Source organism: Paenibacillus hexagrammi (assembly GCF_021513275.1).
Taxonomy (GTDB): domain Bacteria; phylum Bacillota; class Bacilli; order Paenibacillales; family NBRC-103111; genus Paenibacillus_E; species Paenibacillus_E hexagrammi.
Genome location: NZ_CP090978.1, coordinates 172,920 through 198,281, shown reverse-complemented (window position 1 = coordinate 198,281; position 25,362 = coordinate 172,920). Strand labels below are relative to the sequence as shown.

At 48.9% G+C, this 25,362-nt stretch carries 26 protein-coding genes and 2 pseudogenes; 7 read left to right on the top strand and 21 right to left on the bottom strand.

Annotation, left to right across the window (positions count from 1 at the left end):
- Positions 1–295: 295 nt before the first annotated feature.
- Entirely contained in the window at positions 296–1,576 is a 1,281-nt protein-coding gene (locus L0M14_RS00950; RefSeq protein WP_235120256.1) for an ArsB/NhaD family transporter, read from the top strand.
- Between the two features lie 12 nt (positions 1,577–1,588).
- Here the strand turns inward: L0M14_RS00950 and L0M14_RS00945 are convergent, their stop codons facing one another.
- The 9 genes and pseudogenes from L0M14_RS00945 to L0M14_RS00905 form a co-directional block, all read right to left on the bottom strand.
- Positions 1,589–2,065 carry a ferritin-like domain-containing protein gene (locus L0M14_RS00945; RefSeq protein WP_235120255.1) on the bottom strand — a complete coding sequence of 159 codons (477 nt, stop codon included), beginning with the start codon at positions 2,063–2,065 and terminating at the stop codon, positions 1,589–1,591.
- Between the two features lie 358 nt (positions 2,066–2,423).
- Positions 2,424–2,810, bottom strand: coding sequence for a rhodanese-like domain-containing protein (locus tag L0M14_RS00940; RefSeq protein ID WP_235120254.1), 387 nt, complete (start codon positions 2,808–2,810; stop codon positions 2,424–2,426).
- A gap of 23 nt (positions 2,811–2,833) precedes the next feature.
- Complete coding sequence (locus tag L0M14_RS00935) at positions 2,834–3,094, bottom strand: metal-sensitive transcriptional regulator (protein WP_235120253.1); 261 nt, start codon at positions 3,092–3,094, stop codon at positions 2,834–2,836.
- Positions 3,095–3,205: 111 nt separating this feature from the next.
- Positions 3,206–3,286: pseudogene (locus L0M14_RS32305) on the bottom strand (DsrE/DsrF/DrsH-like family protein); the annotation flags it as partial.
- Positions 3,287–3,586: 300 nt separating this feature from the next.
- Positions 3,587–3,898 carry a hypothetical protein gene (locus tag L0M14_RS00925; protein ID WP_235120252.1) on the bottom strand — a complete coding sequence of 104 codons (312 nt, stop codon included), beginning with the start codon at positions 3,896–3,898 and terminating at the stop codon, positions 3,587–3,589.
- Between the two features lie 18 nt (positions 3,899–3,916).
- Complete coding sequence (locus tag L0M14_RS00920) at positions 3,917–4,132, bottom strand: hypothetical protein (protein ID WP_235120251.1); 216 nt, start codon at positions 4,130–4,132, stop codon at positions 3,917–3,919.
- A gap of 120 nt (positions 4,133–4,252) precedes the next feature.
- Positions 4,253–5,239, bottom strand: a complete 987-nt coding sequence (locus tag L0M14_RS00915; protein WP_235120250.1) for a vWA domain-containing protein — start codon at positions 5,237–5,239, stop codon at positions 4,253–4,255.
- A 113-nt stretch (positions 5,240–5,352) separates the two neighbouring features.
- Entirely contained in the window at positions 5,353–6,468 is a 1,116-nt protein-coding gene (locus L0M14_RS00910; protein ID WP_235120249.1) for an AAA family ATPase, read from the bottom strand.
- Between the two features lie 27 nt (positions 6,469–6,495).
- Positions 6,496–6,975: a DUF6530 family protein gene (locus L0M14_RS00905; RefSeq protein WP_235120248.1), complete on the bottom strand. Its 480-nt coding sequence runs from the start codon at positions 6,973–6,975 to the stop codon at positions 6,496–6,498.
- A 268-nt stretch (positions 6,976–7,243) separates the two neighbouring features.
- On the opposite strand from L0M14_RS00905, the gene L0M14_RS00900 reads away from it, so the two are divergent.
- Complete coding sequence (locus tag L0M14_RS00900) at positions 7,244–8,272, top strand: potassium channel family protein (protein WP_235120247.1); 1,029 nt, start codon at positions 7,244–7,246, stop codon at positions 8,270–8,272.
- Between the two features lie 219 nt (positions 8,273–8,491).
- Here L0M14_RS00900 and L0M14_RS00895 read toward each other — a convergent pair whose 3' ends face one another.
- Genes L0M14_RS00895 through L0M14_RS00885 form a run of 3 tightly spaced genes read right to left on the bottom strand, consistent with a single transcriptional unit; the run spans position 8,492 to position 11,270 of the window.
- Positions 8,492–9,673: a cation:proton antiporter gene (locus L0M14_RS00895; RefSeq protein ID WP_235120246.1), complete on the bottom strand. Its 1,182-nt coding sequence runs from the start codon at positions 9,671–9,673 to the stop codon at positions 8,492–8,494.
- A 19-nt stretch (positions 9,674–9,692) separates the two neighbouring features.
- Positions 9,693–9,971, bottom strand: coding sequence for a hypothetical protein (locus tag L0M14_RS00890; protein ID WP_235120245.1), 279 nt, complete (start codon positions 9,969–9,971; stop codon positions 9,693–9,695).
- An 18-nt stretch (positions 9,972–9,989) separates the two neighbouring features.
- Positions 9,990–11,270, bottom strand: coding sequence for an ArsB/NhaD family transporter (locus L0M14_RS00885; RefSeq protein WP_235120244.1), 1,281 nt, complete (start codon positions 11,268–11,270; stop codon positions 9,990–9,992).
- Positions 11,271–11,501: 231 nt separating this feature from the next.
- Here L0M14_RS00885 and L0M14_RS00880 point away from each other — a divergent pair, with 231 nt between their 5' ends.
- The 4 genes from L0M14_RS00880 (at position 11,502) to L0M14_RS00865 (ending at position 15,789) form a co-directional block, all read left to right on the top strand.
- Positions 11,502–12,212, top strand: coding sequence for a hypothetical protein (locus L0M14_RS00880; protein ID WP_235120243.1), 711 nt, complete (start codon positions 11,502–11,504; stop codon positions 12,210–12,212).
- A gap of 199 nt (positions 12,213–12,411) precedes the next feature.
- Positions 12,412–14,415 (top strand): ABC transporter transmembrane domain-containing protein, encoded by a 2,004-nt coding sequence (locus L0M14_RS00875; RefSeq protein ID WP_235120242.1) that lies wholly within the window; start codon positions 12,412–12,414, stop codon positions 14,413–14,415.
- 174 nt (positions 14,416–14,589) lie between these two features.
- Positions 14,590–15,099 (top strand): hypothetical protein, encoded by a 510-nt coding sequence (locus L0M14_RS00870; RefSeq protein WP_235120241.1) that lies wholly within the window; start codon positions 14,590–14,592, stop codon positions 15,097–15,099.
- 210 nt (positions 15,100–15,309) lie between these two features.
- A complete protein-coding gene (locus L0M14_RS00865) occupies positions 15,310–15,789 on the top strand; it encodes a hypothetical protein (protein WP_235120240.1) in 480 nt (159 codons plus the stop codon).
- A 139-nt stretch (positions 15,790–15,928) separates the two neighbouring features.
- Here the strand turns inward: L0M14_RS00865 and L0M14_RS00860 are convergent, their stop codons facing one another.
- The 6 genes from L0M14_RS00860 to L0M14_RS00835 all read right to left on the bottom strand — a co-directional run bounded on the left by L0M14_RS00860 (position 15,929) and on the right by L0M14_RS00835 (position 21,511).
- Positions 15,929–17,176 carry an MFS transporter gene (locus tag L0M14_RS00860; RefSeq protein WP_235120239.1) on the bottom strand — a complete coding sequence of 416 codons (1,248 nt, stop codon included), beginning with the start codon at positions 17,174–17,176 and terminating at the stop codon, positions 15,929–15,931.
- Positions 17,177–17,351: 175 nt separating this feature from the next.
- On the bottom strand, positions 17,352–17,573 hold the full coding sequence (locus L0M14_RS00855) for a hypothetical protein (protein ID WP_235120238.1): 222 nt from the start codon (positions 17,571–17,573) through the stop codon (positions 17,352–17,354).
- Between the two features lie 520 nt (positions 17,574–18,093).
- Positions 18,094–18,957: a formate/nitrite transporter family protein gene (locus L0M14_RS00850; RefSeq protein WP_235120237.1), complete on the bottom strand. Its 864-nt coding sequence runs from the start codon at positions 18,955–18,957 to the stop codon at positions 18,094–18,096.
- A 228-nt stretch (positions 18,958–19,185) separates the two neighbouring features.
- On the bottom strand, positions 19,186–20,292 hold the full coding sequence (locus tag L0M14_RS00845) for a PAS domain-containing sensor histidine kinase (protein ID WP_235120236.1): 1,107 nt from the start codon (positions 20,290–20,292) through the stop codon (positions 19,186–19,188).
- Positions 20,285–20,938: a response regulator gene (locus L0M14_RS00840; protein ID WP_311198808.1), complete on the bottom strand. Its 654-nt coding sequence runs from the start codon at positions 20,936–20,938 to the stop codon at positions 20,285–20,287. The genes L0M14_RS00845 and L0M14_RS00840 overlap by 8 nt, the downstream gene beginning before the upstream one ends.
- 81 nt (positions 20,939–21,019) lie before the next feature.
- On the bottom strand, positions 21,020–21,511 hold the full coding sequence (locus tag L0M14_RS00835) for a GAF domain-containing protein (protein ID WP_235120235.1): 492 nt from the start codon (positions 21,509–21,511) through the stop codon (positions 21,020–21,022).
- 334 nt (positions 21,512–21,845) lie between these two features.
- Between L0M14_RS00835 and L0M14_RS00830 the strand changes: the two are divergent.
- Positions 21,846–22,597 (top strand): annotated as a pseudogene (locus L0M14_RS00830) (Crp/Fnr family transcriptional regulator).
- A gap of 297 nt (positions 22,598–22,894) precedes the next feature.
- Here the strand turns inward: L0M14_RS00830 and L0M14_RS00825 are convergent.
- From L0M14_RS00825 to L0M14_RS00815, 3 genes are all read right to left on the bottom strand, one after another.
- Positions 22,895–24,463, bottom strand: coding sequence for an IS1182 family transposase (locus L0M14_RS00825; RefSeq protein WP_235120234.1), 1,569 nt, complete (start codon positions 24,461–24,463; stop codon positions 22,895–22,897).
- Between the two features lie 203 nt (positions 24,464–24,666).
- Positions 24,667–24,894, bottom strand: a complete 228-nt coding sequence (locus tag L0M14_RS00820; RefSeq protein WP_235120233.1) for a hypothetical protein — start codon at positions 24,892–24,894, stop codon at positions 24,667–24,669.
- A gap of 178 nt (positions 24,895–25,072) precedes the next feature.
- Entirely contained in the window at positions 25,073–25,360 is a 288-nt protein-coding gene (locus L0M14_RS00815) for a hypothetical protein (RefSeq protein WP_235120232.1), read from the bottom strand.
- Between the last annotated feature and the right edge of the window lie 2 nt (positions 25,361–25,362).

Genomic DNA, 25,362 nt, shown 5'->3' with positions numbered 1-25,362 from the left:
GAAGCGCTTTGGATCCATACATGGTCATCAAAGCGTAAAGCTGCCGGACTTTAGCATTCCGGCAGCTTTTGGCATTCACTTGACACCAGTACCCCGGTCATTGTAAATTTAAGTCGCCGCGAATAGCTTGCGGCATTCAGTCATACACTGAAGCAACTGCATACTTTGCTTTATAACGGAGGAGCCTGTCACCAAGGGCTCTTTGTGTCTATTTCCAGCAAAAAGAGCCCTTGGTAGGGCTCTTTTTTTATGCCGTAAAAAGCATCCAATCTTTTGTACAAATGGAGGAGGGAACATGGAACAACAAGCGATTCTAGCAATCGGCGTTTTTCTGGTTACGTACGGCATGATTATTGCTGAAAAAATTCATCGTACGATCGTTGCCATGATCGGCGGCATCCTTATGGTGGTTCTCGGGATTGTCGATCAAGAGGCGGCTCTGCATCACATTGATTTCAATACCCTTGGACTTCTCGTCGGCATGATGATCATCGTCAGCATCACAGCAGAGACAGGGCTGTTCAAATACATTGCCTTGATAGCGGCCAAACGGGCAAAGGGCAGCCCGGTTCGAATTCTAGTTGCTTTGGCGCTGATTACAGCCGTCGGCTCTGCTTTCTTGGACAATGTAACTACTGTGCTGCTTATGGTTCCTGTCACATTCAGTATCACCCGGCAGCTCCGCGTGAATCCCGTCCCTTATCTGATTACGCAAATTCTTGCTTCCAACATCGGCGGAACGGCTACCCTGATCGGGGATCCCCCCAACATCATGATCGGGAGCGCGGTAAAAGAGCTTACCTTTATGGCGTTTATTACGAATTTGGCCCCCATTGTAGCGATGATAATGGCCTGCACGCTGCCGATTTTCGTCTTCTTATTCCGGAAACAAATCCAAACTACACCCGAACTGCAGAACAGTATCATGCAGATGGATGAAAAAGGAATCATAACGGACCGAACCTTATTAATAAAAAGTGTGTCGGTGCTGGGCTTGACGATCATCGGTTTTTTCCTCCATCAGCTGCTGCATCTGGAGTCGGCTACAGTCGCCTTGGCAGGCGCCTTTGCTCTGCTGCTGCTCACCGGCGAGCATGCGATGGAAACGGCCTTTACGAAGGTGGAATGGACGACGATTTTCTTCTTTGTCGGACTCTTTGTCCTGGTCTCCGGGCTCGCTGAAACGGGCGTGATTGCCAGGTTGGCTGCAGCGGCCATTGATTTGACAGGAGGGCATCCGGTCGCAACCTCCATGCTCATTCTATGGCTAAGCGCCATCGCATCCGCTTTCCTCGACAATATCCCGTTTGTGGCCACAATGATTCCCATGATTCAAGAAATGGGCAATATGGGAGTCGAAGATTTGGAACCTCTGTGGTGGAGTCTGGCGCTTGGAGCCTGTCTGGGTGGCAACGGAACCTTAATTGGAGCCAGCGCCAATCTGATCGCAGCAGGCATGTCGGGCAAAGAAGGTCATCCGATTAAATTCGTGACGTTTATGAAATACGGCTTCCCGCTTATGCTGCTTTCCGTTTCGCTAGCCAGCATTTATGTGTGGGCAAGATATTTGATTTGAGGTCATATAGGACTATTTTCTATTTTTTGCATACAGCCAGTTGTAATAGCTTGCATGCTTGATTTCATCGGTCATAATTTCAAAAATCATATTGCGATACTCCGGACGAATGTTCAAATAGATGGTGCGGTATTTCTCGAATGCCTTAAGCTCGCCCATGAGCGCATCCTCGATCCCGCTAACATAATCCGCTACATGCTCCGCAGGCTCCATCGCTTCCTGTACAGCAGGCTGCATGCCTGTAAGCTGTGTATAGATGTTGCGGAACATCTGCCTGTGTTTTCTTTCATCGTCTCGAATACCGGTAATAACCTCTTTCTCTTTGTCCGTAGGGGCTAACTGCAGTAATTCTTGATAAAAAAGTTCATCATTCCGCTCACCTGCAATCGACTGCAGGATGAGATTTATCACCAGCTCTTCAGTTCGCATCATATAGCTGGAATAGCCGCGAATCGGAACATACATGGGAGTTTGCAACGGGTAATACATGTCAGGGCACTTCTCCTTTGTGAATTAGTCTCCTAACATGGTATTCGCCTACTCCCGTTCGGTTACATCCAGAAAATGTAAAATAGTTCCTAAAGCAAAAACCGTCAGGGCACTTTCCTGACGGCCATGAATGTCGATAAAGAAAGTGCCATTACGAGCTTCAGCAGCTTTTCTCCGATCGCTGTTGACATTTTGTTATTCGATTAAATAAAAGCTGCTAAGGTGATAACAAACTGTCAAAGGCGAACGCTACGCTTCTCCGAAAACTACTGAGCTCTGCATTCCCTCTTTATCAGCTGTCAAACCGTCAGGGCACTTTCCTGACGGTTTTTGCTTGTTCGGAAGGCGAAGGCGGGTTCTACTTCGTCACTTTGCCCTTCCAGGACATCATGCCGCCCTGAAGGTGAGCAAGCTGGGAGAAGCCCAGGCCCTTTAACACTCTGGCAGCTTGTCTGCTGCGCATGCCGCTCCGGCAATACAGATAGACACGGGCATCGCGAGGGATTTCCCCTGCTCTGCGTTTGATTTGAGACAACGGGATGTTCACAGCACCCGGAATGAAGCCTTGTCTCACTTCGCCAGGCTCTCTAACATCAATCAGCTTATAGTCTCCGGGGTGATTCAATTCTTCCTGGAGCTGGTCGGAGGTTACATTCTTAAGTCCCCTTACACCGGCGAATCGGGTAAAGATAAACCAGACAAAAAAAGCAATCGCGACAATATCGACTATCGTTCGAATTTCCATAGCTTACCTCATCTCCGAAGCGCTTAGCGGCTCTTTACAAGCAGTTCAACAGCTTGCTTCACCATCTTGCTTGAATCCCGCCCGGCTTCCTTTTCTTCCAGAATACATTGTTCCAAATTTACGGCGACAATACAAGCGATGGCCTTGTCGGCAGCGCTGCGGACCGCGGATATTTGACTGACTACATCCTTACAGTCCTGCTCTTCCTCCATCATTTTCAAGATGCCACGAATTTGTCCTTCCATGCGTTTCAATCTCTTCTTCACATCATCATCATATTTCATGATCAGCCACCCTTTCTAAATACCCGGTTAGGTATATTATTACTGATGTACGGATCGAATACAACTAGAAAGAATGAGCCATTTATCAACAGTCACTGACCGGCCTCTGCGTTAAATAAACAAGTTGACCTTCGCGTCCGCAGCATCGCCCAAGTACGCGGCAACACCAGCATAATCGATGTCCTCCAACAAGAAGATCCCTCTTTTGCAAACAACCAGCACTTCTTCATCATCGGGGATCAGGTGCTCAATCTCTTCCACACCGTCCAACAGCTCAAAATAAGGCTTTTATCGTCCGAACATGCTGGCCTTGAATTCTCCAATCATTAAAATCTTGTTCATTACGAACATCCAGAATAAAAAGCGGAGTGAGGAAACCGCCCAACACTCATATACACATACTCATATAGGTATATGGATACTATATTAGAACTTAAGTATTTCGACAATCCCCCTTCTGAGCAAAAAAAGAAGCCCTGTAGGAGCTTTCTTTTAAGATAAGATATTCATCTTCTGAATGTGTCTCTTCGTTTCCTCGGTTCCCAACTCGTTAATCAGACTATAAGTTTGTCTCAGGTAATAATCGTACCCATCATTCGTTTCGTCGTGATGATACGCAATGGTAAGCGCAGAGGCAGTCTGAACAGCCGTAGCCTGGTCAAAGTTTTCCAGCTCTTCAAATAGCTCATCCAAACGGTCTATCTCATCCTCCGTCGCTACGATCTCCAGCTCATATGCAGCATCGCCTTGGTTCTCCATAATCTTGCCGGACTGCACGGACACATAATATTTCTTTTTCTCCATATCGATTCTCCTCAACACTTATTGATGTTTGATCGCAAAATACCCGATAACCAGAATGGCAGCCACTATGATCGATGCGTATGCAATAAATCCTGGGTTCGCCAAGACACGATGCTTATAAGTGGTTTCACTCATACTTTTATCCATTTCATGGTTTTGCTGCTTCTTTGCAAAGACGAACGACAAAACCAAAGCAACTAGCAAAATACCAATTCCAATGATGTAATAAATCATGCTCTGTCCTCCTTGGATGTTCTGCTTCTTGTAGTATCTTCTCGACTAGTTATGATTATTCCATGAGACTTACGGACAAAGTGAAAGCGAGCCCGAATGAATCGGACTCGCTTTCAATCCCTATATATAACGCGCTATCATACGAACCAGCTTCGCAGGCAGCTCTCTTAAATCAGTAATATCCATAAATCTCTCGCTGCCGTAAATATCGCTGATAACATCTTTATCCTGACCGATCGCAGCGGCTAGAAAAGCTATTCCTTTTCGTTCATATTCCAATATCGTCATCTGCATATCGCTAATCGCATGATGTCCCGTATAGTCATCCATCGCCTTGGGCTGTCCATCACTTAAGCTAATGAGCAGTTTGGTTTGCTGTGGCGATGCAGCCAGTCGGTCTGCCATAATTCTAAGTGCCATTCCGTCACGGTTATTGCTTCTTGCCCGGATTCCCATCAACCTGTATCGATCGTTCTCATCTTCCATAGCGAAATCCGAATACGCATATATGGACATCTGCTCGATTCGGGACACATCCGCCGTATCCCCATATATGAGAATAGGGATTTCACACATGCGGCAAAATTCATACACAGCAATAACGGCACGCTTCGCCGCCTCTAATCTGCCGAATGCGGACATGGATGCAGATTCATCCACTCTTAAGCCAACTGCAAGAGAAGGAGATTCGCTTGGCGGCCTTTTTTTGGCAAAATACCTGTAGTCTTGATAAGCTACGGAAGATGCTTGAAATTTACTGCCATAATATTGATGCCTTGCAAACTCGGAACTCGTCTCATGCTCCAGAAGCGGAAGCGTCTTTCTTGCGATTTCCCGGACAATGGGCATCAGCTCTTTGCTTAATGCCGCGTATTCCTTCTCGTTACTCTCGTCATGCTCAGGCCGATGCACAATGAGCTTGACACCCTTATGAATAGAAGCAGCGGCAACCTCCCGCGCATCCCGATTTAATTGCTTGCGAAACTCTGTCCGCTTCTGTTTGTGCATGTCATCCATAGGCTTCAAATCAGGATTAGCCTGATGATATTGAGGAGCGCCTTTCTCCCCTTGGTCTGTGCTTTCCATATCGGATGCTTCGTCCGACATGATGGTGGAGCTTTCTTCGCTATCAGCGGATTTCCTTAAGGCAAGGCCATCTTCATCGGCTGATTGCTCTTGTTCAAACTCGGATGTGTCAATGGTACCCCATGTCCTGATCTCTAAGACGTCAGCATGCCGTTTTTTTTTACTTCGCTTTCGAGTTCATCGAGAGCTGATAGCTTACCGCTCCTCTGGAGCGCTTCTTCCAACAAACGAATTTCTTCCGAGTCCGTCGTGATTTTATAAATAACTTTATGATACAAGGATTCTTTCACAGAAGCTCCCGTTGCTACAGCATCCGCCCAATAAAAATAAGAACGCATTCCAGCTACACCTTTGATCGCATTAGCTCTGGCCGCTTGATCCAGAACGATGATGGTGTCTGCCAACGTATCCAGTACTGGCTTATTCGCGCAGCCGATCTTGGAAACGGCTCGTTCGATCATGACTTCCTTGCTAGGCAAATCCATCTTCTCTGTATGCTGGACCCTGTCGCGCAGAGCTTCATTCAACGGGCGTGAACCCGCGTAGTCTCGGTTCGTCGTTATAACCGCAATAAAATCCGGATGCCTGCGTATCACCTGTGTAGGTAGATTAATGCTCCCATCCAGCTCTAAAGCAGAATTGAGCGCCATTAAAACTGCTGCATCCCGAATGACAGTCGGCTCCTGGATTTCCAATAGATAGCCTTCTTGATATGCCCTTACGATTTCGGAAGGATAGAAGCGATATTCCACAGCCTCCTTGCCGGCGCCTTCCTCCACCTGCTTGACCAGCTGTTTCAACCTGGTAGCAGCCTGTTCACGGGTTACACCTAATACATCCATCAAGATAGAGGCAGCGCTCTGAAAGCCGTCGCTCTTCTGCAAGGCTTCCCACACAAAACGATCTGATGTTTCCATACTCTCCAACTGGTCGGAAGACAGTACCGGCAGAATCGAGCCGATAACATCCGATTTATCCATGTCCGCAAAACAGGTAACCTTCGTATACGGAAGTCCAAAATCAGCAGAAAGCGCCTTAGCTAGCTGCGTTTTCCCCGATCCTGCGTCGCCTTCCAGCAAAATGTTGGCGATTTTCATTTCGCCGCGGTTCCAGTTGCGTTTAACTTCCCTGCAAATACGCAGCTCCTCTTCGCTGACTTTGTGGGAAGCCGGCTTCCTCCACACAAGCCCCTGCTCGGTATCGGTCAACTGCCTTGCCGGCGACAGCACATATTTTTTTTGTATCTCCATTAGAACACAGCTCCTTTTTCGAGCGCCTCAATATCCCATTTCCTTTAAAAGGCGGGATAGGACGCGCAACCGTTCTCCAAGCATCTCCCCATCCTCACTCAGCGCTTGGGAAAATATTCGAATATCTTCATCAATCATCGGATTTTCCGTACATACGGACACACTCATCGCATCTCCTTGCAGCCCGATCCGGTCAATCAAGGTTTGGTCCGGGTCATACATCTTGGGGAATCGATAAGCATCCTGAAAATACAAGCTGGTCCTGCAAATGAGAATCGCCAAATCCAATACACGGTGCATAGGCAACTCTTCGGATTGACGGGACCATTTCTCCCCGCTGTAACGCCAAACCTTAGCGGAGATATCCAACTTGCCTCTGTCATTCCACTGAGCAAGTCCCAGTGAAAGTCCCTTGGCATCGGTTTGATTCGCTTTACGTCCATCGATCTGTTCATAGTTCTCTGAAATAATGACTGGTTTATGTTTGAGTGATGTAGGTATTTTCATAAAAATAAATCCTCGCTCTCATTTTGTGATTTGATATGCCGTTTTCCGATTTACCTATTTGAATCATGATTAATTTATTACATAAGTAATTTACTGAATTACTAAATTACTAAATTACTAATTCAAAAACTAATATTACTTCTTACTATTTCCTAAGTCAACTGGTAATCCGCCCACAAGCGGCGCACAAGATATACGTATCTCCGTTCCCATGTTACAATGACCAAAATGAAGGCGTTTCAAAAAAACTGGAATCAAGGAGGAGTCTATGATCTTTTTTACCAAATTCTTTCTTCGTATTATTCGGATGAACAACAGCTTCATATTCGGTGTAGCCATCTGCTTTATTGCTTTGAGCGCCATATTAGCTTATAAGCTTGAACCGCAGACTTTCGAGAGCTATTTCAACGGGCTATGGTGGGTGATGACAACCGTCACGACGGTCGGCTACGGGGATTATTACCCTCAGACTGTCGCAGGGAAATGTCTAGGCATCGTCGTTTACATATTCGGTATCGGCATTATATCCGTGACGATCAGCAAGATCGTCGATTCATTATTCATGTATCAGCGAATGAAGGAGGAAGGTAAATTGCGCTATACGGGAGAGAACCATTTTGTCATTATTGCTTGGAGCAAGCATGCTGAGAATGCCATTAAGGAAATTCTGAACACGGATCCTACAACCGATATTGTCCTGATCGATACGCTGGACAAAACGCCGATCTCGCACAACCGTGTCCATTTTATACAAGGTAGTCCGCTTCAACCGGATACGTTGGAAATGTCCAATATATCCAAAGCCAGAGCCGTGTTCATATTCGCCGACGATACTGCGCTCGAACAGCATGCTCTCAAAGATCCCGCCTTTGTAGACGGGAAAACACTGCTGGTTGCGACAGCTATCGAACGAAATTACAACCACGTGTATACCATTGTTGAAGTTCGAAATAAGGAAAATTTGGAGAACTTCAAGCATATCAAAATTGATGAATTCATCTTCGGCAGCGAGACGATCTCCCAATTGGCCGTTCGTTCCGCTTTCAATCCCGGAAGCTCCAAAATCCTCTCCCAGCTGCTAACGCGGACCTATGGGGAGGATCTCTACGAGATTACCAAGGATGAGCGCTGGGTAACCTACCATGATGCGTTCCAGGACCTGCTAAGGCAGGGTGCTACCTTAATCTCCGACGGCGAGAACTTGAATATTAACAAAAGACTGCATGAACCGATTCCACAGAATGCCCGGTTGTTCGTGATTTGCGACAAGGACACGTACCGGCAGCTGTGTTCTTAATTTCCTTGATCGGCAGCCTGCAAGCCGGACCCTTGGCAAGCCTTGCTGCCGATGGATCAGATCAGGCAAACGCGGGTGCTGTGCAGCTTGCAGTCTGCAAGCTGCTCGCACACCCTTCAGTACCGCAGCTAGCACAAGCACACTCAGCCGCGGCTAAGCAGGCTTGCAAATACAAAGACCGCACGGCGTCATCACGCATGACGCTCGTGCGGTCTTCTGTTACTTCACGTTCAGCTTGGCGACCAGCTTGCTGATCGTTGTGCCCTGCACCAGCAGGGAGAATACGACATTGCTGAATGTCATCGCTAGCAGCAGGTCGCGCCCTTCAAAGTCAGGCGCGACGCTCAGCAGCAGCGCGATGGAGAGCGATCCCTTCAGGCCGCCCCAAGCAATGATCGGCTTCCAGACGCTCGGAATTTCTTTGTCAAAGATAAGGCTGACATAGACGGCGATGAATCTGGCTGCGAGCACGATGAGAATGCTGCCGCCGATTTCCAGCCATTTGTCGGTAAAATTGATGTTCGATATCTCCAGGCCCACCATCAGGAAGATGAGCGCATTGGCGATAAACGCAATCGTCTCCCAAAAGGAATCCATTTTCTCGTGGGTTAAGTCCGACATCCCGATATTTTTGCCGTAGGTTCCGAGCAACAAGCCCGCAAACACGACTGAAATCACCCCGGAGAAATGATACGATTCGGCGATTTCAAACACTCCGTAAAAGAGTACGATCGAGAGACCGATCTCGACCAAATAATTGTCGATCTTGGAGGTAATCTTCGAGGCGACATAGCCTCCCGCGATCCCGATCACCATGCCGCCGACAACCACCTTGGCGAATTCGAATGTGCCGTGCAGAACCCCTGTCATGCTGAGTGCCGTCGTGACCAGGGCGATCTTGAACAATACGACGGCTACGCCGTCATTCGCCAAGCTCTCGCCTTCCACGATAATCGAGAGCTTCTTGTTCAGACCCATGGATTTGAAGATGGTCAGCACCGAGACCGGGTCCGTCGCGGCCATCAAAGCACCGAACACAAGCGCTTTTTGTAGGCTTAAACCAAGCAGCATGTAAGATAAGCCTGCTATAAGAATAAAGGTTAGAAAAGTGCCTAATAAAGCGAGTAATAAGATCGGCCGCTTATTCTCCTTGATTTCATCGAAGGGAAGCTTGAGCGCAGCCTCTCCAATCAGTGCGGATAAGAAGATCAGAATGACGGCGGTCTGGAAAACATGATCGGATACGACATAGGTTTTGAATTCATGCATTGCATCGACAGGTAACACCCCGAGCAGTAAGCCCGCCACAACCAGCAGGGTGGGGTACGGTTGCCTGATTTTATCCGCGATATACGCGATGGCGACGGCAATCGCCAGTAATACGAGCCAATAATGAATCATAACGGCAGCCTCCTACCTTCTACGTCCACTCCACCCGCTGAAGCAGCTTATGCTTCATGAGCGCGAGGATAAAGTCGTCGTAAAAGTCTTGTCTGACAATAATCTGATACTTTTGATTCGGGTACGTGTAGAACAGAACATCCGTCAGCACAGAGTCATGCTCAAACACATACTGGATTTGCTTCAGCTTCTCGCCAAGCTGAGGGTCTCCCACGATTTGAATATGAAACTCGACGTCCGGTTCATTCACCTTTTCCTGAATGTCGATGATCTGCTGATCGTACGTATACGTTAACATGATAATCCTTCACCTTCCTCACATGAGATATCGTACATAGACATAAATGCTTGATAAGACCATAGATAGAATCATGAGCGGGAATCCGAATTTCAAGTATTTCATGAATGTGATTGTGTACCCTTCTTTGCTTGCCAATCCAGCTACAATCAGATTGGCGCTGGCACCAATCAATGTGCCGTTCCCGCCCAGGCAGGCCCCCAACGCCAGACTCCACCACAGAGGCTCCAGGTTGCTGACCCCCATATTCCCCATCTCCTGAATCATCGGAATCATCGTCGCAACGAACGGGATATTATCGAGAAAAGCAGAGGCAATCGCGCTCAGCCACAGAATGAGCATGGAGCTGGTCGCCACATTGCCGCCGGTAAGCTCAATAGCTGCCGCGGCCAGCTTCGCAATGACGCCTGTCTCGACAAGGCCCGAAACCAGTACGAACAATCCGACGAAGAAGAAGATCGTTACCCATTCAACGCTGTGGAACGCTTTTTCCAGCATATGCTCTCCGGTTACAAGCAGAAGCAGAAAAGCACCGCTTAACGCTACAGTTGCCGATTCCAGATGGAAGGCTTGATGCAGGAAAAAACCTAGGATCGTTAAGCCCAGTACGAACAGGCACTTTCTGAGCAGCTTGTGATCCGTAATCATCGCTTTCTCATCCATTTCCATAATGCTTTGCTGAAGCTCTGGCTTGGATTGAATTTGCTTCTTGAACATCCAGATAAATATAGGCAGGTACACAAGAACGATGATGAGGATAATTGGCGTTAAATTATTGATAAAAGCCATGAACGTCAGCTCTTTCACAGCGCTGCCAATCATAATGTTCGGCGGGTCGCCGATTAGCGTCGCCGTCCCTCCCACATTGGACGCGACAATCTGCGTCATCAGGAAGGGAACGGGATTCACACGCAGCTGTCTGGTAATGCTGAACGTCACCGGAACCATGAGCAGCACGGTCGTCACGTTATCCAGGAAGGCTGAGCCTATCGCTGTGATGAGCACCAAGGCAATCAGAATCCGGTTCGGTTTGCCTTTGGCCAGCTTGGCTGCTTTGAGCGCTACATATTTAAAAAGTCCTGTCTCCGCTGTAATGCCTACAATAATCATCATACCGACAAGTAGGCCCAGCGTATTGAAATCGATGTGATGCAGCGCCGTTTCCTGATCCACAATACCAAACAGAATCATAATGATGGCGCCAAGTATCGCGACAATGGTGCGATGAATTTTTTCTGAAATAATCATGCCGTAAACAATAAGAAAAATTCCGATGGCTAGTATTGCTTGATGCTCCATAATTCCCTCCATGGCTCCCATTATTTCCAGTTATTATGCCCTAAACATGCAAAAAAGAGCCCTATGGTGACAGGCTCCTCCAAATGTAGCGCTTATGTAGTTGGCTAGTTTCACTATACATGCTTTCCTAATTGTTGTAAAGATTGCCCAGCAAATAAATGAGAGGTTCGCTCTGAATAAAGCGCGGGCGGAATCCAATAATAGGAGTAACAAACGTTGGAGGCGTTACCTATGAAATTGTTTACTAGAAAAAGGGGGTACTGGCTGGGCGCTAGCCTAGTCGCCGCCAGCTCTATATTCCTCGCCGCAGCAGGAGTCCCCAAGGATGCTCCAGGCGCTCTTCGGCAGCTGCAAGGCACATCCGGACAAGCTATGAAAATAGAATGGAATGAGGCTACCGGCACTCCCGCTGCTTTGATCGGCAATTTGACAGTTCCCTCGAAGCATTCGGTCCCCTATATCGCCTACGAGCTCATGGATCGTCTCAAAAACGTGTATGGCATTCGCGATCCCCACAAGGAACTGCGAATCGCGGAGGTGGTTACCTCAGCGGAAGGCGTGAGCTTTGTCCGCCTGCAGCATCTTCTCTTCGGGACTCCTGTATGGGGGGACGAGCTGATTATGGAAATCGATACACGCGGAGTCGTCAAACGGTTGACCGGCACCATCTATCCGAGCCTGAACAAGCAGCTGTTTAACCGACCCATGGTAGCAGCCATATCGAAACAGCAGGCCCTGCAGCGGGCAGCCTTGTCTTCGCCCCATCAGCTTGCGGCTTTCACCGACTCCAAGCCCGAGGTGTCCGCCTACTACCTCCCCACCAGAAGCGGCACACCGCTTGTCTATGTCGTCACCTTCTCCGGCGCAATATCTCATTCCGCTGCGCAGCCGATCATGATTCATGCGCTGACTGGCAACGTGATATCGCTGCAAACCCGATAATCGTCTCCTCTTCTAATGATAGGCTTGACAATCTTTTAACCGCTTCCACCTACGGGCATCGGCCGGATATGCAACGATTCGGAGCGATGTCCGTTTTCATTTTCAGTACGGCTTCTATAATCTAGAGTGCTAGGGTCTGAATCGTTTACAGCCCTAAGAATCTAAGGTAATCTAGGGATAATGGAAGGCGGAGATGACGATGAATTTTGTAAAGATGATGCTGCGCCATTTTACCCAATACAAGCTGCTGTTCAGTCTGTTTATCATTAGTATTCTGATTGAGGTCGCTTATTCAGTGGCTGCTCCGTTAAGCCTCAAATATTTGGTGGATGAGGCATTTACGCCCAAGAACTTTCAAGTGTTTATGATCATTTTAGGTGTTCTGCTTGTTGGAGGATTACTGAATATTTGTGCCGGCGCCGTTGGGGATTATTCGCTTGGCAAGCTAAGCGGCGGGGTCATTCGCAAGCTTCGGCTCGACCTGTTTCTCCACCTGCAAAAGCAGTCGCTCCCGTTTTACCAGCGCTATAAAGTAGGCGATTTGGTCACCCGGTTTTCAAGTGATATGGCTTCCATGGAACGAGTCGTTCGGGTCTCCTCTCCCTACTTTTTAAAAGAATCCCTTAGTGTTCTGCTTGGACTTATCATGTTGCTAACTATCCAGTGGAAGCTGACCTTGGCCATGCTTGTCTGTTCCACCTTGATGTTTGTCGGACCAAGGCTGCTGCAGACACGTGCGGAGAGAGCCAATATGAATTTTAAAGAAGCCCAGGAACGCTTCTCCAATACGATTGACGAGATGGTCAAAGGACATAGAACCATTAAAGGCCTGCATCAGCAAAAAAGATTCCAAGAGCGGGCACGCCAGCAAATTCAGGATTTGTTTAGCTTTGGCTTTAAGCTGCATATGACGAACTCTTTCATGGAACGGCTTCCTCTTACAGCGCTGCTTATTTTAAACGGGATGATGATCGGCTTCGGTGGCTATCTCATATTTCATGATCAGATGACCGTGGGCGGGTTTATGGCCTTTTTCACCCTTTTTATGAGTGTTGGGCAAGCTGGCTCTAATCTATCTTTCCTCATTCCCAATCTCATAGAATCAGGCATTAGTTTTCAGCGTGTAGGAGAAATATTGGAGCAGCAGCCGAGTGTTTCAGAAGCGTCTACCCCAGTAGAACTACCGCCTGCTCTAACCTCCATCGGAATGAATCAGGTTACCTTCGGCTACACCGAGGAATCCGATCAGTTGCGTGACGTTAGCCTGCACATTTCGGCTGGGAGCTATGTAGCCTTTGTCGGTCCAAGCGGTTCAGGCAAAAGCACAGCGCTTCAGCTGCTATCGCGTTTTTATGACCCGGGGTTAGGCACGGTAGAGATCAATGATTATGATCTGCGCACGGTTAGCGAGTCATCCTTCAGAAAGCTAGCGGTGCTGGTGACACAGGAGACCTTCTTATTCAATACGACGGTTCGGGACAATCTGCTGCTAGATGGAACCGAAGCTACAGAAGCCGATATGGTTGAAGCAGCCAAGCAGGCGAACATTCATGAAACCATTATGAGCTGGCCTGCGGGCTATGATACTTGGGTTCACCATGAGGGAGGCTCTCTGTCTGGCGGAGAACGGCAGCGCATAGCGATCGCCCGTGCTCTATTGAGGAATCCCAAGCTGCTGCTGCTTGATGAGGTGACATCGGCACTGGACCCTGCTACTGAAGCCGAGATCAATGAATTGATTCAGCGAATTCGCGGGGAACAAACGATCATTTCCGTCACCCACCGGCTAGCATCCGTCGTTCAAGCGGATCGGATTCATGTGTTTAAAGAGGGCCGAATTGCAGAATCGGGTACTCATGCGGAGCTTTTGCAGCAGAATGGTCTGTATACTTCCCTTTGGGAGAAACAGCATGGCTTTCACCTATCCCAGGACGGGCTTCATGCAACGGTAGATGTGGAGCGGCTTGCCAAGCTGCCCTTCTTCAAGGGTATCGAACTATCCGTTCTTCAAGGGATTGCTGCGCTGTTTACCACGGAGGTTTGCAAAGAAAACGAAGCCGTCGTACGTGAAGGGGAAGAAGGGAATACCTTCTACATCATCGTACGCGGCAAGTTTGAGATCGTGAAGCATATTCCGGATCAAGGTGAGAGAAGGGTGGCGGTTCTGCAGGACGGTGACCATTTTGGCGAGATTGCACTCTAAGGAACATTCCGCGAACTGCGACGGTTAGAGCCTTGGTTCCTTCCGTTCTGCTATCGATGAGGCGGGATTCTTTTCATCAATTAATGGCCGACCATCCGCAGATGTTGAAAGTATTGGAAGACACGCTGCAAAAGCGTTTATGAGGCTGTATGAAGATCGGGGGAGATGACGGGTATGCCCATTTATGTGAAACAATGCGAAAGTGATGAGGAATTCGCCAAGGTCAGCTTATTTTTTCTGACGAACAAATTTGGTCTGCATCCCTCTATCAGCACCATAGATGCGGTAACTTTGCTTTATTTATATATCACCCAAGGTTATTTGATCTACAGTTCAGACGACAGCAATCAAGTCATCGGCGTGTGTGCGTATTACCACGGGACTCCCGAACAGGAGTACAAGGACAAGCATGTTGCTTTTATGGACATGGCTCTCTCCGACAAGGCCCATCAAGGAACCCGCCTCTTCGTAAAAGGACTCATCTATCTGGTCGATCATATCGCAGAACATCATCCGGAAGTCGAGGACCTGCAGCTTGCCGCATTAACAGAAAACACCTACACCTGTAGACTCTATGCAAAATTTGCCGAAGTTAGTCATACTAGAGACGGTTATGTCGGACAAGAAACGGTATTTTGTGTGAAAATTCACCAAATACAGGGGTTCCTTAGGAAATATCGTTGAGGTATACTATAGGTAGTAAGATCTATGATGGAATCTCAAAAAAAGGAGGAGAATGGAATGTTTCCACCAATCGGATTTGGTAACAAAGATATCAAAAAAGGCAGTGGTTTCGGTAAGCTGGTCATCGTCAATGACGTTTTAAGGGTTCAACCTAAGTAATGTCGTTTGAATTTCGTCCCTGTGTGTTTGAAATGGATTTTTTTGCAATACGTGAAATACCTGCTGGAGCATGACCATGAACTAAACCTGCCGTATTCGTTTGCTGTGAAGCTCAGCTTTGTCAGCAGTCCGTTGGTCTTTGGAAAGGCTATGCTTATTTTTAGCGAAGAGCCTTACGAGATCGTCGGTGCGGCAGGTTTTGTTTATGGAACGGGTGCGAATGAATATGAGGACCGTGAAGTCTGCCAGGTAGAGGTTGCTTTTATACAAGAAGAATTCAGACACACGTCACTGTTCGTGCAAGGGCTGCTGGCCTTAGTTGAGATGATCAAGGAAGGCAACCCGGACGTGGAGCGGATTCAGTTCTGGGCCTCAGCTTCCGCTGAGAAAGAATCGGAACGGTTGTTCTCCAAGTTAAGCGTATTGCAAGGCGGTACGAAATCTGTTGTCAATGACTTGGCGCTGTATACAGTACCTTTTCACGCATTGGAGACTTACTGCCGGCGCTGGGATCGTCGTTATAAGAAATAGATGAAGCTGCTCATATGTTACGGAATGGGAACATGCACATGTCCGCACTGGGCAACGGAAATAGCACCATGCTGCAAGCTGGCGCCGGTATGTAACCGGTGTCGGCTTGTTTTGTTTTCGGCTGACGCCTATTGACAGCTTAGCTCTCCGACAGCGACTTCAAGCGCCGCAGCGACGGGAACAGCACCATCCATAGTCCAGCTACAACAATGGTCCCAATGCCGCCTATGAAGGCGGCATTCGCGGCTCCGACCCAGCCGGCCAGCGTCCCGGACTCAAACTCGCCGAGCTGATTGGAGGTGCCGATAAACAGGGAGTTTACGGCATTCACTCTGCCTCTCATTTCATCCGGCGTTTGCAATTGTACTAGAGACGAGCGGATGACGACGCTGATTACGTCCGAAGCGCCGATGAGGAGAAGGGCGATCAAGGATAGCCAGATTTGCTTCGAGACGGCAAAGAGCATGGTAGCAAGACCGAAGACAGCCAGCGCTCCGAACAAGGTCGGTCCGTACGCCCGTTTGAGCGGGAAGTACGCGAGGATCATCGACATCATCAGGGCTCCGACCGCCGGCGCCGTGCGCATCACACCCAGCCCCCAAGGGCCTGTGTGCAGGATGTCCTGAGCGAAGATGGGCAGCAGCGCTGTTGCTCCTCCTAGCAGTACCGCGAATAAGTCAAGCGAAATCGTCCCCAGGATCACGGGATGCTTACGCACAAAAACAAGTCCCGAGAACAGGGACTGAATAGTAACCGGCTCGGGCTTTTTCACGGTGAGCTCTGTTCGGACACGGATGAAGAAGCTCAAGCCGCCTGCCGTCAAGAGCGCCAGTGCAGCCGTTATGTAGACATAGACAGGCCCAACCGAGAACAATAAGCCGCCGAGCGTCGGGCCAAGTATTTGTGAAGTTTGACCTGCCGAAGTGGTCCAAGCTATTGCTTTGGGCAGCAGCTCCTTCGGAACCAGCATGGGCAGCAGCGCCGATGAAGACGGACCTTCAAAAGCCCGGCAGGCTCCTATGATGGCAGCCGCCGCCAATATTTCCTCTCGCCCGAGCCAATCGGCGATCGTGCCGATTAGCAGAAGAGCTGCGACCATGCCTTCGATGATTTGGCAGAGAAAGACGATCATACGCCGGTCATAGCGGTCTGCGACCTGACCGACGATCAGCGTCAGCAGGACCATCGGCACGAACTGCGCCAGACCGACAAGACCCAGACTGAAAGCATCATGGGTGATCTGATACATTTGCCATCCGATGGCGACGGAGAGCATTTGGAATGAGGTGGAAGAGAGCGTTCGCGAAACCCAATATTTTGTAAAGGAGGGTTGCTTGAGGGTTGACTGGTTCGCTTGCAGCATCGAGTATTCACGTCCTTGTTGCATTCTTACTACGCATCTTACTCGCCCTGCATGCAGAATTCAAGCTTCCCCTGCCCCCTTGGTTTATTTACTTCTCTTAACCGCTCGAGGTTCTACGCTCAATGCTCTTATCCATCAACTGTATTTGCCATTGGGCAAATTGCTTTCACGCATCAGCTCCATTTGCCGCATATTAGGACTACTGTCTGTCCATACCGAGGCCATTACCATTCTTAAGCTGGGTGCCTTGCTCCCTGTCAGGCTGGACCCCATGCGGAGAATTACCTGCAGCAGTATGTCCGCCAGATGAAAGATTCCCTATTTTCTTACGCACCACACCGACTCTACAATCCTCACAAAGCCAATTGGACCCGAAAGCCCCCTGACCTGCCGTCCGTTTGCAGCATTCACATGTAATCATGCTTGCTCCTCCTCAACAATTTCATTTAAAGTGTTGCAAAGCTGGTGACTGTCGATAACGAGGCAATGAAGGCTCACTAGTTTTGAAAAAAAGCGATATCGGCTGCCTCTGACAGGTTGTTATCGCCTAACAGCAATTGGAGATGTAATCTCCCTTCTCTCTCAATGTACTAGCAAACGCAGACATCAGCCGTGAGATTTATCACACTGAGCGGAGGTGGTTATTCGTGCAACGAACGTGCGTCGGTCGTGTGTAGGTCGGTCGTCGATCGTTCGTCGGTTGCTCATGACGCTGCTCTGCGTATAAAGATATAAGGAGAGCAAGCTTGGTACGGCTAGCTCAGTTCCCTCTCCAACAAAAGCTTTGGAATTGTTCATCCTATTCCGTTATAGTAATAGAATGGTGATTCAACAAGGAATCTAGAAGAAAGGAGTGCTGCAACAATGGTAGGTACCATCATCATAGCTGTCATCGTTCTTATTATCGTATTGGGGCTGACCTTCTGGGCAACCAAAAAGGCTTACTCCCGCAAATGGGACGAGGAAGATCCGGATTGAATATGAGAAACGGACTTGGTGGAGGAGGAGGATTTCAGTGAACTGGGTGATGCCCCTGTCCACAGCTTCCGATCCGCTAACCGGTACAACCCTGCAACGAACAGCGCACCTCCGAGCGCATTGCCTATATATACAGGAACGAAGTTATTCAAATACTCCAGCCACGTCGCTTGCCCGGCAAATATTGCGGCCGGAATGATAAACATATTGGCGACTACGTGCTGGAAGCCGATAGCGACGAACGCCATCGTCGGAAACCAGATGCCAATGATTTTGCCCGCGCCGTCTTTAGCGCCATAGCAGAGCCATACCGCAAGACCGACGAGCCAGTTGCAGCCGATTCCCGATATTAAGGCCTGGAGGAATGGCTCCGCCGTCTTGGCATGAACAATCTTGACCAGCTTGGCGAGATAGATGCCATGCTCGGTCAGCCCCGCTTGATGTCCAAACATATAAGCAACGAATAATGCCCCTGCAAAATTACCAAGCGTAATGATCAGCCAATTGAGCATAAGCTGCCGCAGCCCCAGACGGCCTGAGAAGCAGGCAGCGGCAACGGCCATCATATTCCCGGTCAGCAGCTCTCCTCCCGCGAGCAAGGTGGCAATTAACCCGAGCGGAAAGAAGAGCGCACCGAGTACACCTCCGAAATCGCTCCATGCAGGGGGAACAGCGGCGCTGACCCGTATATACAGAAGAAAGCCGAGCGAGATATACGCTCCGCCTAGAAATCCTAACACCAGCTGGCTGCGAATAGGCAGATGAACCTTTCTCAAACCCGCTTCTACGGAATGTTCCCATATTTCCTCCTGCTTCATGAATCCCATAGCCGTCCCCTCCCTTATCGTACTGCGCGTTCTCCTTCTTGCATGCCACACTCGTACGCCTTTGGATCCATTGTAGACGATGCTTGCAGGATTGTAAGTGAAAAAAATCACAAAGTATGCGGGGTTTTCCCTAAAGAAAAATACGAAAAGGCCTCCTCCCCACTTTACTGTGGAGACGAGACCTTCCAACATCTAATCTGGACGGTGTTAGCTAACGAAGCTCACCCTCTATTTTGCCGGAATCGTTAGAGTCACCGTTGTTCCCCGGCCCGGCACTGAAGCAATATCCAGCTTGCCGCCGATGCCCTTGGCCCGCTCTTCCATGCTAAGCAGCCCGACTCCTTTTGCACTGCCCGACCTTTCGAAGCCCTTGCCTTGATCTCTGATTTGCACTTCAATATACGACTGCATATCCCGTACGGCAACCTCCGCTTCGGAGACATCCGCATACTTGGCGATGTTCGTAAGTGCCTCCTGTATGACCCTGTAAATCGTTGTTTCCTCTACAGCACCCAACCGCTTGCGCAGGCTGTTCTCCAGCTTGACCGCGATACCGTAATGGTTCGTATAGTTTTCAATGTAGGTGCGAATCGCAGGAACGACGCCCAGGTCATCCAGAACGGACGGACGAATTTGCCATGCCAGACTGCGAACTTCTTCGATGATCGAGGAGACATGCTGGCGGAGATCACCCAATTCGGATTGCGGATTTTCACCAATCAGCCGATCCATCTGAATGAGCAGCGAGAACAAGCTCTGCCCGATACCATCGTGCAGCTCGCGCGAGAACTTCCTCCGTTCTTCCTCCTGAATCTGCAATACCTGTGCCATCAAAAGCTTCAGCTCTTCCTCCGCACGCTTAAGCTGCGTCACTTCGTTACGAATCGCCAAATACTGATAAGGTTTCCCTTGTTCATCCACGAAAGGAACAATGGTCGTATCCACCCAGTAGTAGGTTCCATTCCTGGCTTTATTCTTGATCTCTCCGCGCCAAACCCGGCCCGAGGATATCGTTCTCCATAAATCGGACATGAATTCTTTATCATGGTAGGAAGAATTAATAATCCGGTGATCCTGCCCGAGGAGCTCCCCACGGGGGTACTTCGATATTTCGCAAAACTTATCGTTCACATACTGGATCTTTCCCTTGGCATCGGTAACAGCCACAATGGAGGATTCATCAAGAGCAAACTTCACATCTGACAGCTGTTTCAGCGATTGCTTCAGATCCTGCAGCACATCGGCGTCTGAGATTTGTTCGTCTAATCGCGACAGGAGCTGTGCAACGTTCTCTCCAATGACCTCAGGATATATTGGTTCCTGATCCTTATTCAAAGTTCAGCAGCCCCTTCTTCGCGGCGTATTTCACCAGCTCCGGTCTAGTCCGAAGCCCCAGCTTTTCCATGACGTTGCTTTTATGGGATTCCACCGTTTTTACACTAATGATCAGCTGTTCGGCAATTTCTTTATTAGAAAAGCCCTTCGCAATAAGGGCAAGAATTTCTCTCTCCCGCTCGGACAGCGCCTCATAGGTATCCGTATGCTCCCCATTCTTCATTCTTTCCATATATTCATTCATGAGCCGCTTGGTCGCCGTTGGATACAAGTAAGCATTGCCGGCTGCAACGGAACGGATTGCTGTCAGCAGCTCATCATGCGGCGCACTCTTCAATATGTAACCCGATGCCCCGACATGGATGGCTCTGAACAGATACTCGTCATCATCGTGCATCGTTAAAATAAGGATCGCCAGATCGGGCATCAGCTGCCTCAGTCTCTCCGCCGCCGTTAGTCCGTCTATACCGGGGGGCATGCTCAAATCCATGAGCACAACGTCCGGCTTCAGCAGCTGCGCGGCTTGAATACCTTCTTCACCACCTGCAGCCTCGCCGACGACCTCCATGTCATGCTTGCCATGAAGCAGCATCATAAGTCCCGATCTTACCACTGCATGATCATCTACGACCAGTATCTTCAGCATATCTAGCCTCCCCTAGCAGCCTATCCCCGCTGCTTATCTTAGTATCATCATAACAAAAAAAATGAATTCCAGTCATGGAACTCATTTCGCGATTTTCTTGATATCCTCCTGCATATAACGCAACAGCTTACCGATATTTTCCTGAATGGGCTTCGTTTCATTATCTTCGTACCTGGAATGGTTACGCTTGCCGATGTAAAGAAGCCCTAGAATCTCCAAGCTTCCTTCTTCCTTGATCGGAAAAGCGGCCGCCGCTTGTAAACGCTCGGCCAGCATAAGAGGACATTCGCCTCTCGCCTTAGCTGCGTTAGAAGTTGTATCATCGAGCTTCACCCATCTGCATGTGCGAAGTGCCGTTCCGCCTAAACCCTGTCCCGGTTTGATCATCATTTGTAAGTAACGTTCATTCGTATTGCCCCAGGCATAATTCCAACGCTTAGGGGATAGAGGATCTATGAAAGAAGCCAGCGCGGCGAAATCGCTGGAGGATAAGCGTCTTAGCTGGTCCAGATAGTCTGTTAGCTCCGCCTGATTATTTGCCATTTTCGCCACTTCCAATCTGTAAGAGTCCATGAATGAATCTCCTCAAATCTATTGTAGACGATCCCTCCCTTGCTGTATGTCAGGGAATACCCTGATTTTCTTGTCAGGGAGGAAGGCCGAATAAATCGGCTTATTCTGGCTTGCTTCGGCCTTTTCCCCTACCAGGGACGGCAAATGCCCCAATAAAACTAGCCTTATGCGGAGTTGGTACATGAGTTTAGAACACTTGCCGGCATTTATGTGTGATTTTCCTCACAGCGGTATAGGGAATATTCCCTCCAAAAGATCAGTGGAACTCCCGATAACCAAAACCAGCAAAACACTTTATGATGAAATCAACAAGAAACGCTAAGGAGTTGGTCCCATGGCCACAAATTGTTCGACTCAAAACGATAAACAAGTTTGCGCGAAGGCAGAAGCCAGTGCTCAAAAAGGGATTCAGGCATTTTTCTCGGAAACGAATTTCGATAAATTGAAAAGCAGCATGTACGTTAAGCAAGCCAAAAAAGGCGACCATCTATTCTGGGAAGGTGATGCGGCGGACCGGCTCTATTACGTGATCAAGGGCGGGGTTCGGATTACGAAGATGGCGGAAACGGGCAAAAGCTTTATCCTATATCTGCATCAAGCGGGAGATTTGTTCGGTCAAATCGACCCTTTCCAGGATTCTGTGCAAAGCTTCAGCGCGGAGGTCACCTCCGATTGCGAGGTAGGCGTCATTCTCCGTAAAGACCTGGAAGTGCTGCTCTGGCAGCACGGGGATCTGGCCATTGAGTTCATGAGATGGATGGGTCTGATGCACCGGATGACAGAAACGAAGTTTCGCGATTTGATGATGTACGGCAAGCCAGGTGCGCTCTGCTCCCTGTTGATCCGACTGAGCAACTCCTACGGCGTTCCGCAGGGAGAGCACACGCTGATTAACTATAAAATCAACAATTCCGAAATGGCCGACATGATCGGCTCCACGCGCGAGAACGTCAATCGGATGCTTAGCGATATGAAAAAGAAGATGCGGTGGATTATCACAATGGGATGATCGTCATTAAGGATGCAACTTATCTGCGTGATATTTGCCATTGCGAGAATTGCCCTGTAGATATCTGCCGAATGTAGGTATATGAAAACCCTCCTTATCCGTATTCACGGTAATGAGGCTTGAGCTTAATGATAAAGCAGGATCATTGCGAGCTTCAGCAGCTTTTCTCCGAGCACTGTTGACATTTTGTTATTTTCCATTGAAATAAAGCCATCTAAGGTGATAACAAAACTGTCAAAGGTGCCCGCTACGCTTCTCCGAAAACTACTGAGCCCTCCATTTAGCTTTATCAACTTGTCGAGAGGGTGTCCCAAAAGTAAACTTGGAGACACCCTCAGGAACAAAATAAAATGACATTTGCAAAAACCAAGGAGCTATGCGGCCTGTTCTCGCATAGCTCCTTGGTTTTTAGCATCTATTGCAGCTTTCTTAAGTAGATTGTGGGCAAGGGAAAGCCATCCGACCTCCAGACTTACTTTTGGTAAGCCACGAAGCAGAAATCTTTTAAATCCTCGGTTGTGCTTCATATCACCAAACACGGGCTCTGGCTCGATCATGCGCCTTACAGCCAGGGCATAGCCTTCTTCGCTGCGGAGCTTTTGCCTTGCTTGGCCCTTTAACCGCAAGTACTTCATACTGACTTTGACCTCACGGTTACCTTGGGCTTTCGTACATTGCGGCTTCAGCGGGCATTCCTCACAGCTGGTGCTTCGGTAATGTCGGTATTCGATTTCATACCCACTTTCCGTTTTTTCCTTACTCACCCGACGAAAATGGAGCGTTTGTCCCGCTGCGCATGTCCACGTATCGTGCTCGCTGTTGTAGGACCAGTTGTCGATCTTGCTAATGTCCTTTTGCCATGCCTTGCTTTTTTCGCGATGGTACGTGCTGTACTTCACAATGGCTTCGACTTCGTTCTGCTCCAAATAGTCATAATTCTCCTCGCCGCCATAGCCTGCATCTGCGATGACGGTGTGTGGCAGCTTGCCGAACTGTGATTTTACTTTCTCCAGATGAGGGATGAGGCAGCGCGTATCGGTCGGACGCTGGTGAACGCTGTAGCCGAGAATGAATTGATTTTCAGTGCCAATCTGTACGTTGTAACCCGGCTTGAGCTGGCCATTTCGCATGTGGTCTTCTTTCATTCGCATAAATGTGGCGTCATGGTCCGTTTTGCTGTAGCTGTTTCGATTTCCTAAGATGATCTCATGTGCCTCATACTTTTGGAGGCGCGGAAGCAAGTCCTTGCGGAGCGCACGCACCGCCTTTTTTAGCGGTTTATCTTTAGGCTTCTCCTGCAGGCGCTCTTCCAACTGCTTGACGGCATGTTCCAGCTTTTCACTTGTGATGGCAGATGACTCTCCCAGCTCGTGAAGATCCCTGCCCTCATGTGCTCCTTCTTCTTGCCTCTCGGCTTCTTCAATGGCAGCGAACAAGGTCTGGACTTTCTCCTGGAGCTTGGCCTTGTGCTTCACGACAGCCTTTCCCCAAACAAACGTATAGCGGTTGGCATTGGCTTCGATCTTCGTGCCGTCCACAAAGTAATGCTCCAACTGCACATAGTTCTCCTCTGCGAGGAATTGAAGAACGGCCGTAAACACAGTCTCCAGTACAGTTTTCATTCGTTCCGAACGAAAGCGGTTGATGGTACGAAAGTCTGGGCGCTGCCTGCCTGCGATCCACATAAACATGATGTTTTCACGGACAGCCTTGGCAATCTGGCGAGAGGAGTAGATGCGTTGTGTGTACGCATAGATGATGATTTTGGTTAACATCTTGGGGTGATAGCTATCTCGTCCGCCTCCGGGGTAAGCCGCGTCGAAGACAGCGTCGTCGAGACGGTTGACGGCAGCGTTTACCACGCGAACGAGGTGATTTGCGGGAATGTCCTCTTCTAAATCCATTGGCAGGCAAAGTTGATCCATGGTATATTGAATGTACAAAAGAAACCTCTCCTTTATGTGAATGGTTGGTGGTACTTCCATTTTACCAAAGGTAGGTTTCTTTTTGTTGTACAAAAAAAGAGGGCGTCCCTCAGTCATTTAATGACTTTTGGGACACCCTCTTTCCTATTATGGGGGGAGGAGAGCATCCAGGCCAGCGCGGCCAATTGCCAGCCACCAGGTTCGCCAACCCGCCGTGGCCGCTACTGCTTCAGCTGCTTAAGCTCATCCAGCAGCTGCCGGGAGCGCTTGGCATTCCCCTCGGCGAAGTTTTGCAGCCTGTCTTTGAGCTGCTCATTCCCATGCACTCTCTCCGAAGTGATCGTATACGTGCGAAGGAGCTCCGTTTCCGTCTCGAGCGTCTTTTCCAAAACCTCTTTAAGTGCCGCGGCATCCATCCCGCACTGCATGTCTTTCTGATCGCAATCCATAGCTTCAGCCTCCTTATGCTCCTATTTTCGCCCGAAATCGCTGAATTATCCCGACCCGCACCGTGTTAAAACAGCAAAACCGCCAACGGCCTGAAGAAGGCTGGAGACGGTTATCTCATGCAAGCGTAAGTGTTAAGTCGGGGAAAGAGAGCTATACGGGGAAACTGCTGCCTCTCTCCTAAACGCCAAAATGAACTTTGTACACAAGCTGCGCCTCGAGGTCGGAGGCATGAAGAACAGCCCCCTCTTCCGATGTCACATAGCTCGTATGCTCCTCACCTTTAAGAGGAATCGCGAGAAACTGGTGTTCATTCATGTAGATTTGCAGGTAATTGTCGTCGGTCATACGAATTTTTCCTAACGTCATCTTCTTCGGCGGCGCGATAGGATCATGTCCTGCTTGATCCTCGATATGAACCTCAATTGGAGTGCCTAGCCAGCACGACAGCTCTTCTTCCCATTTCATCG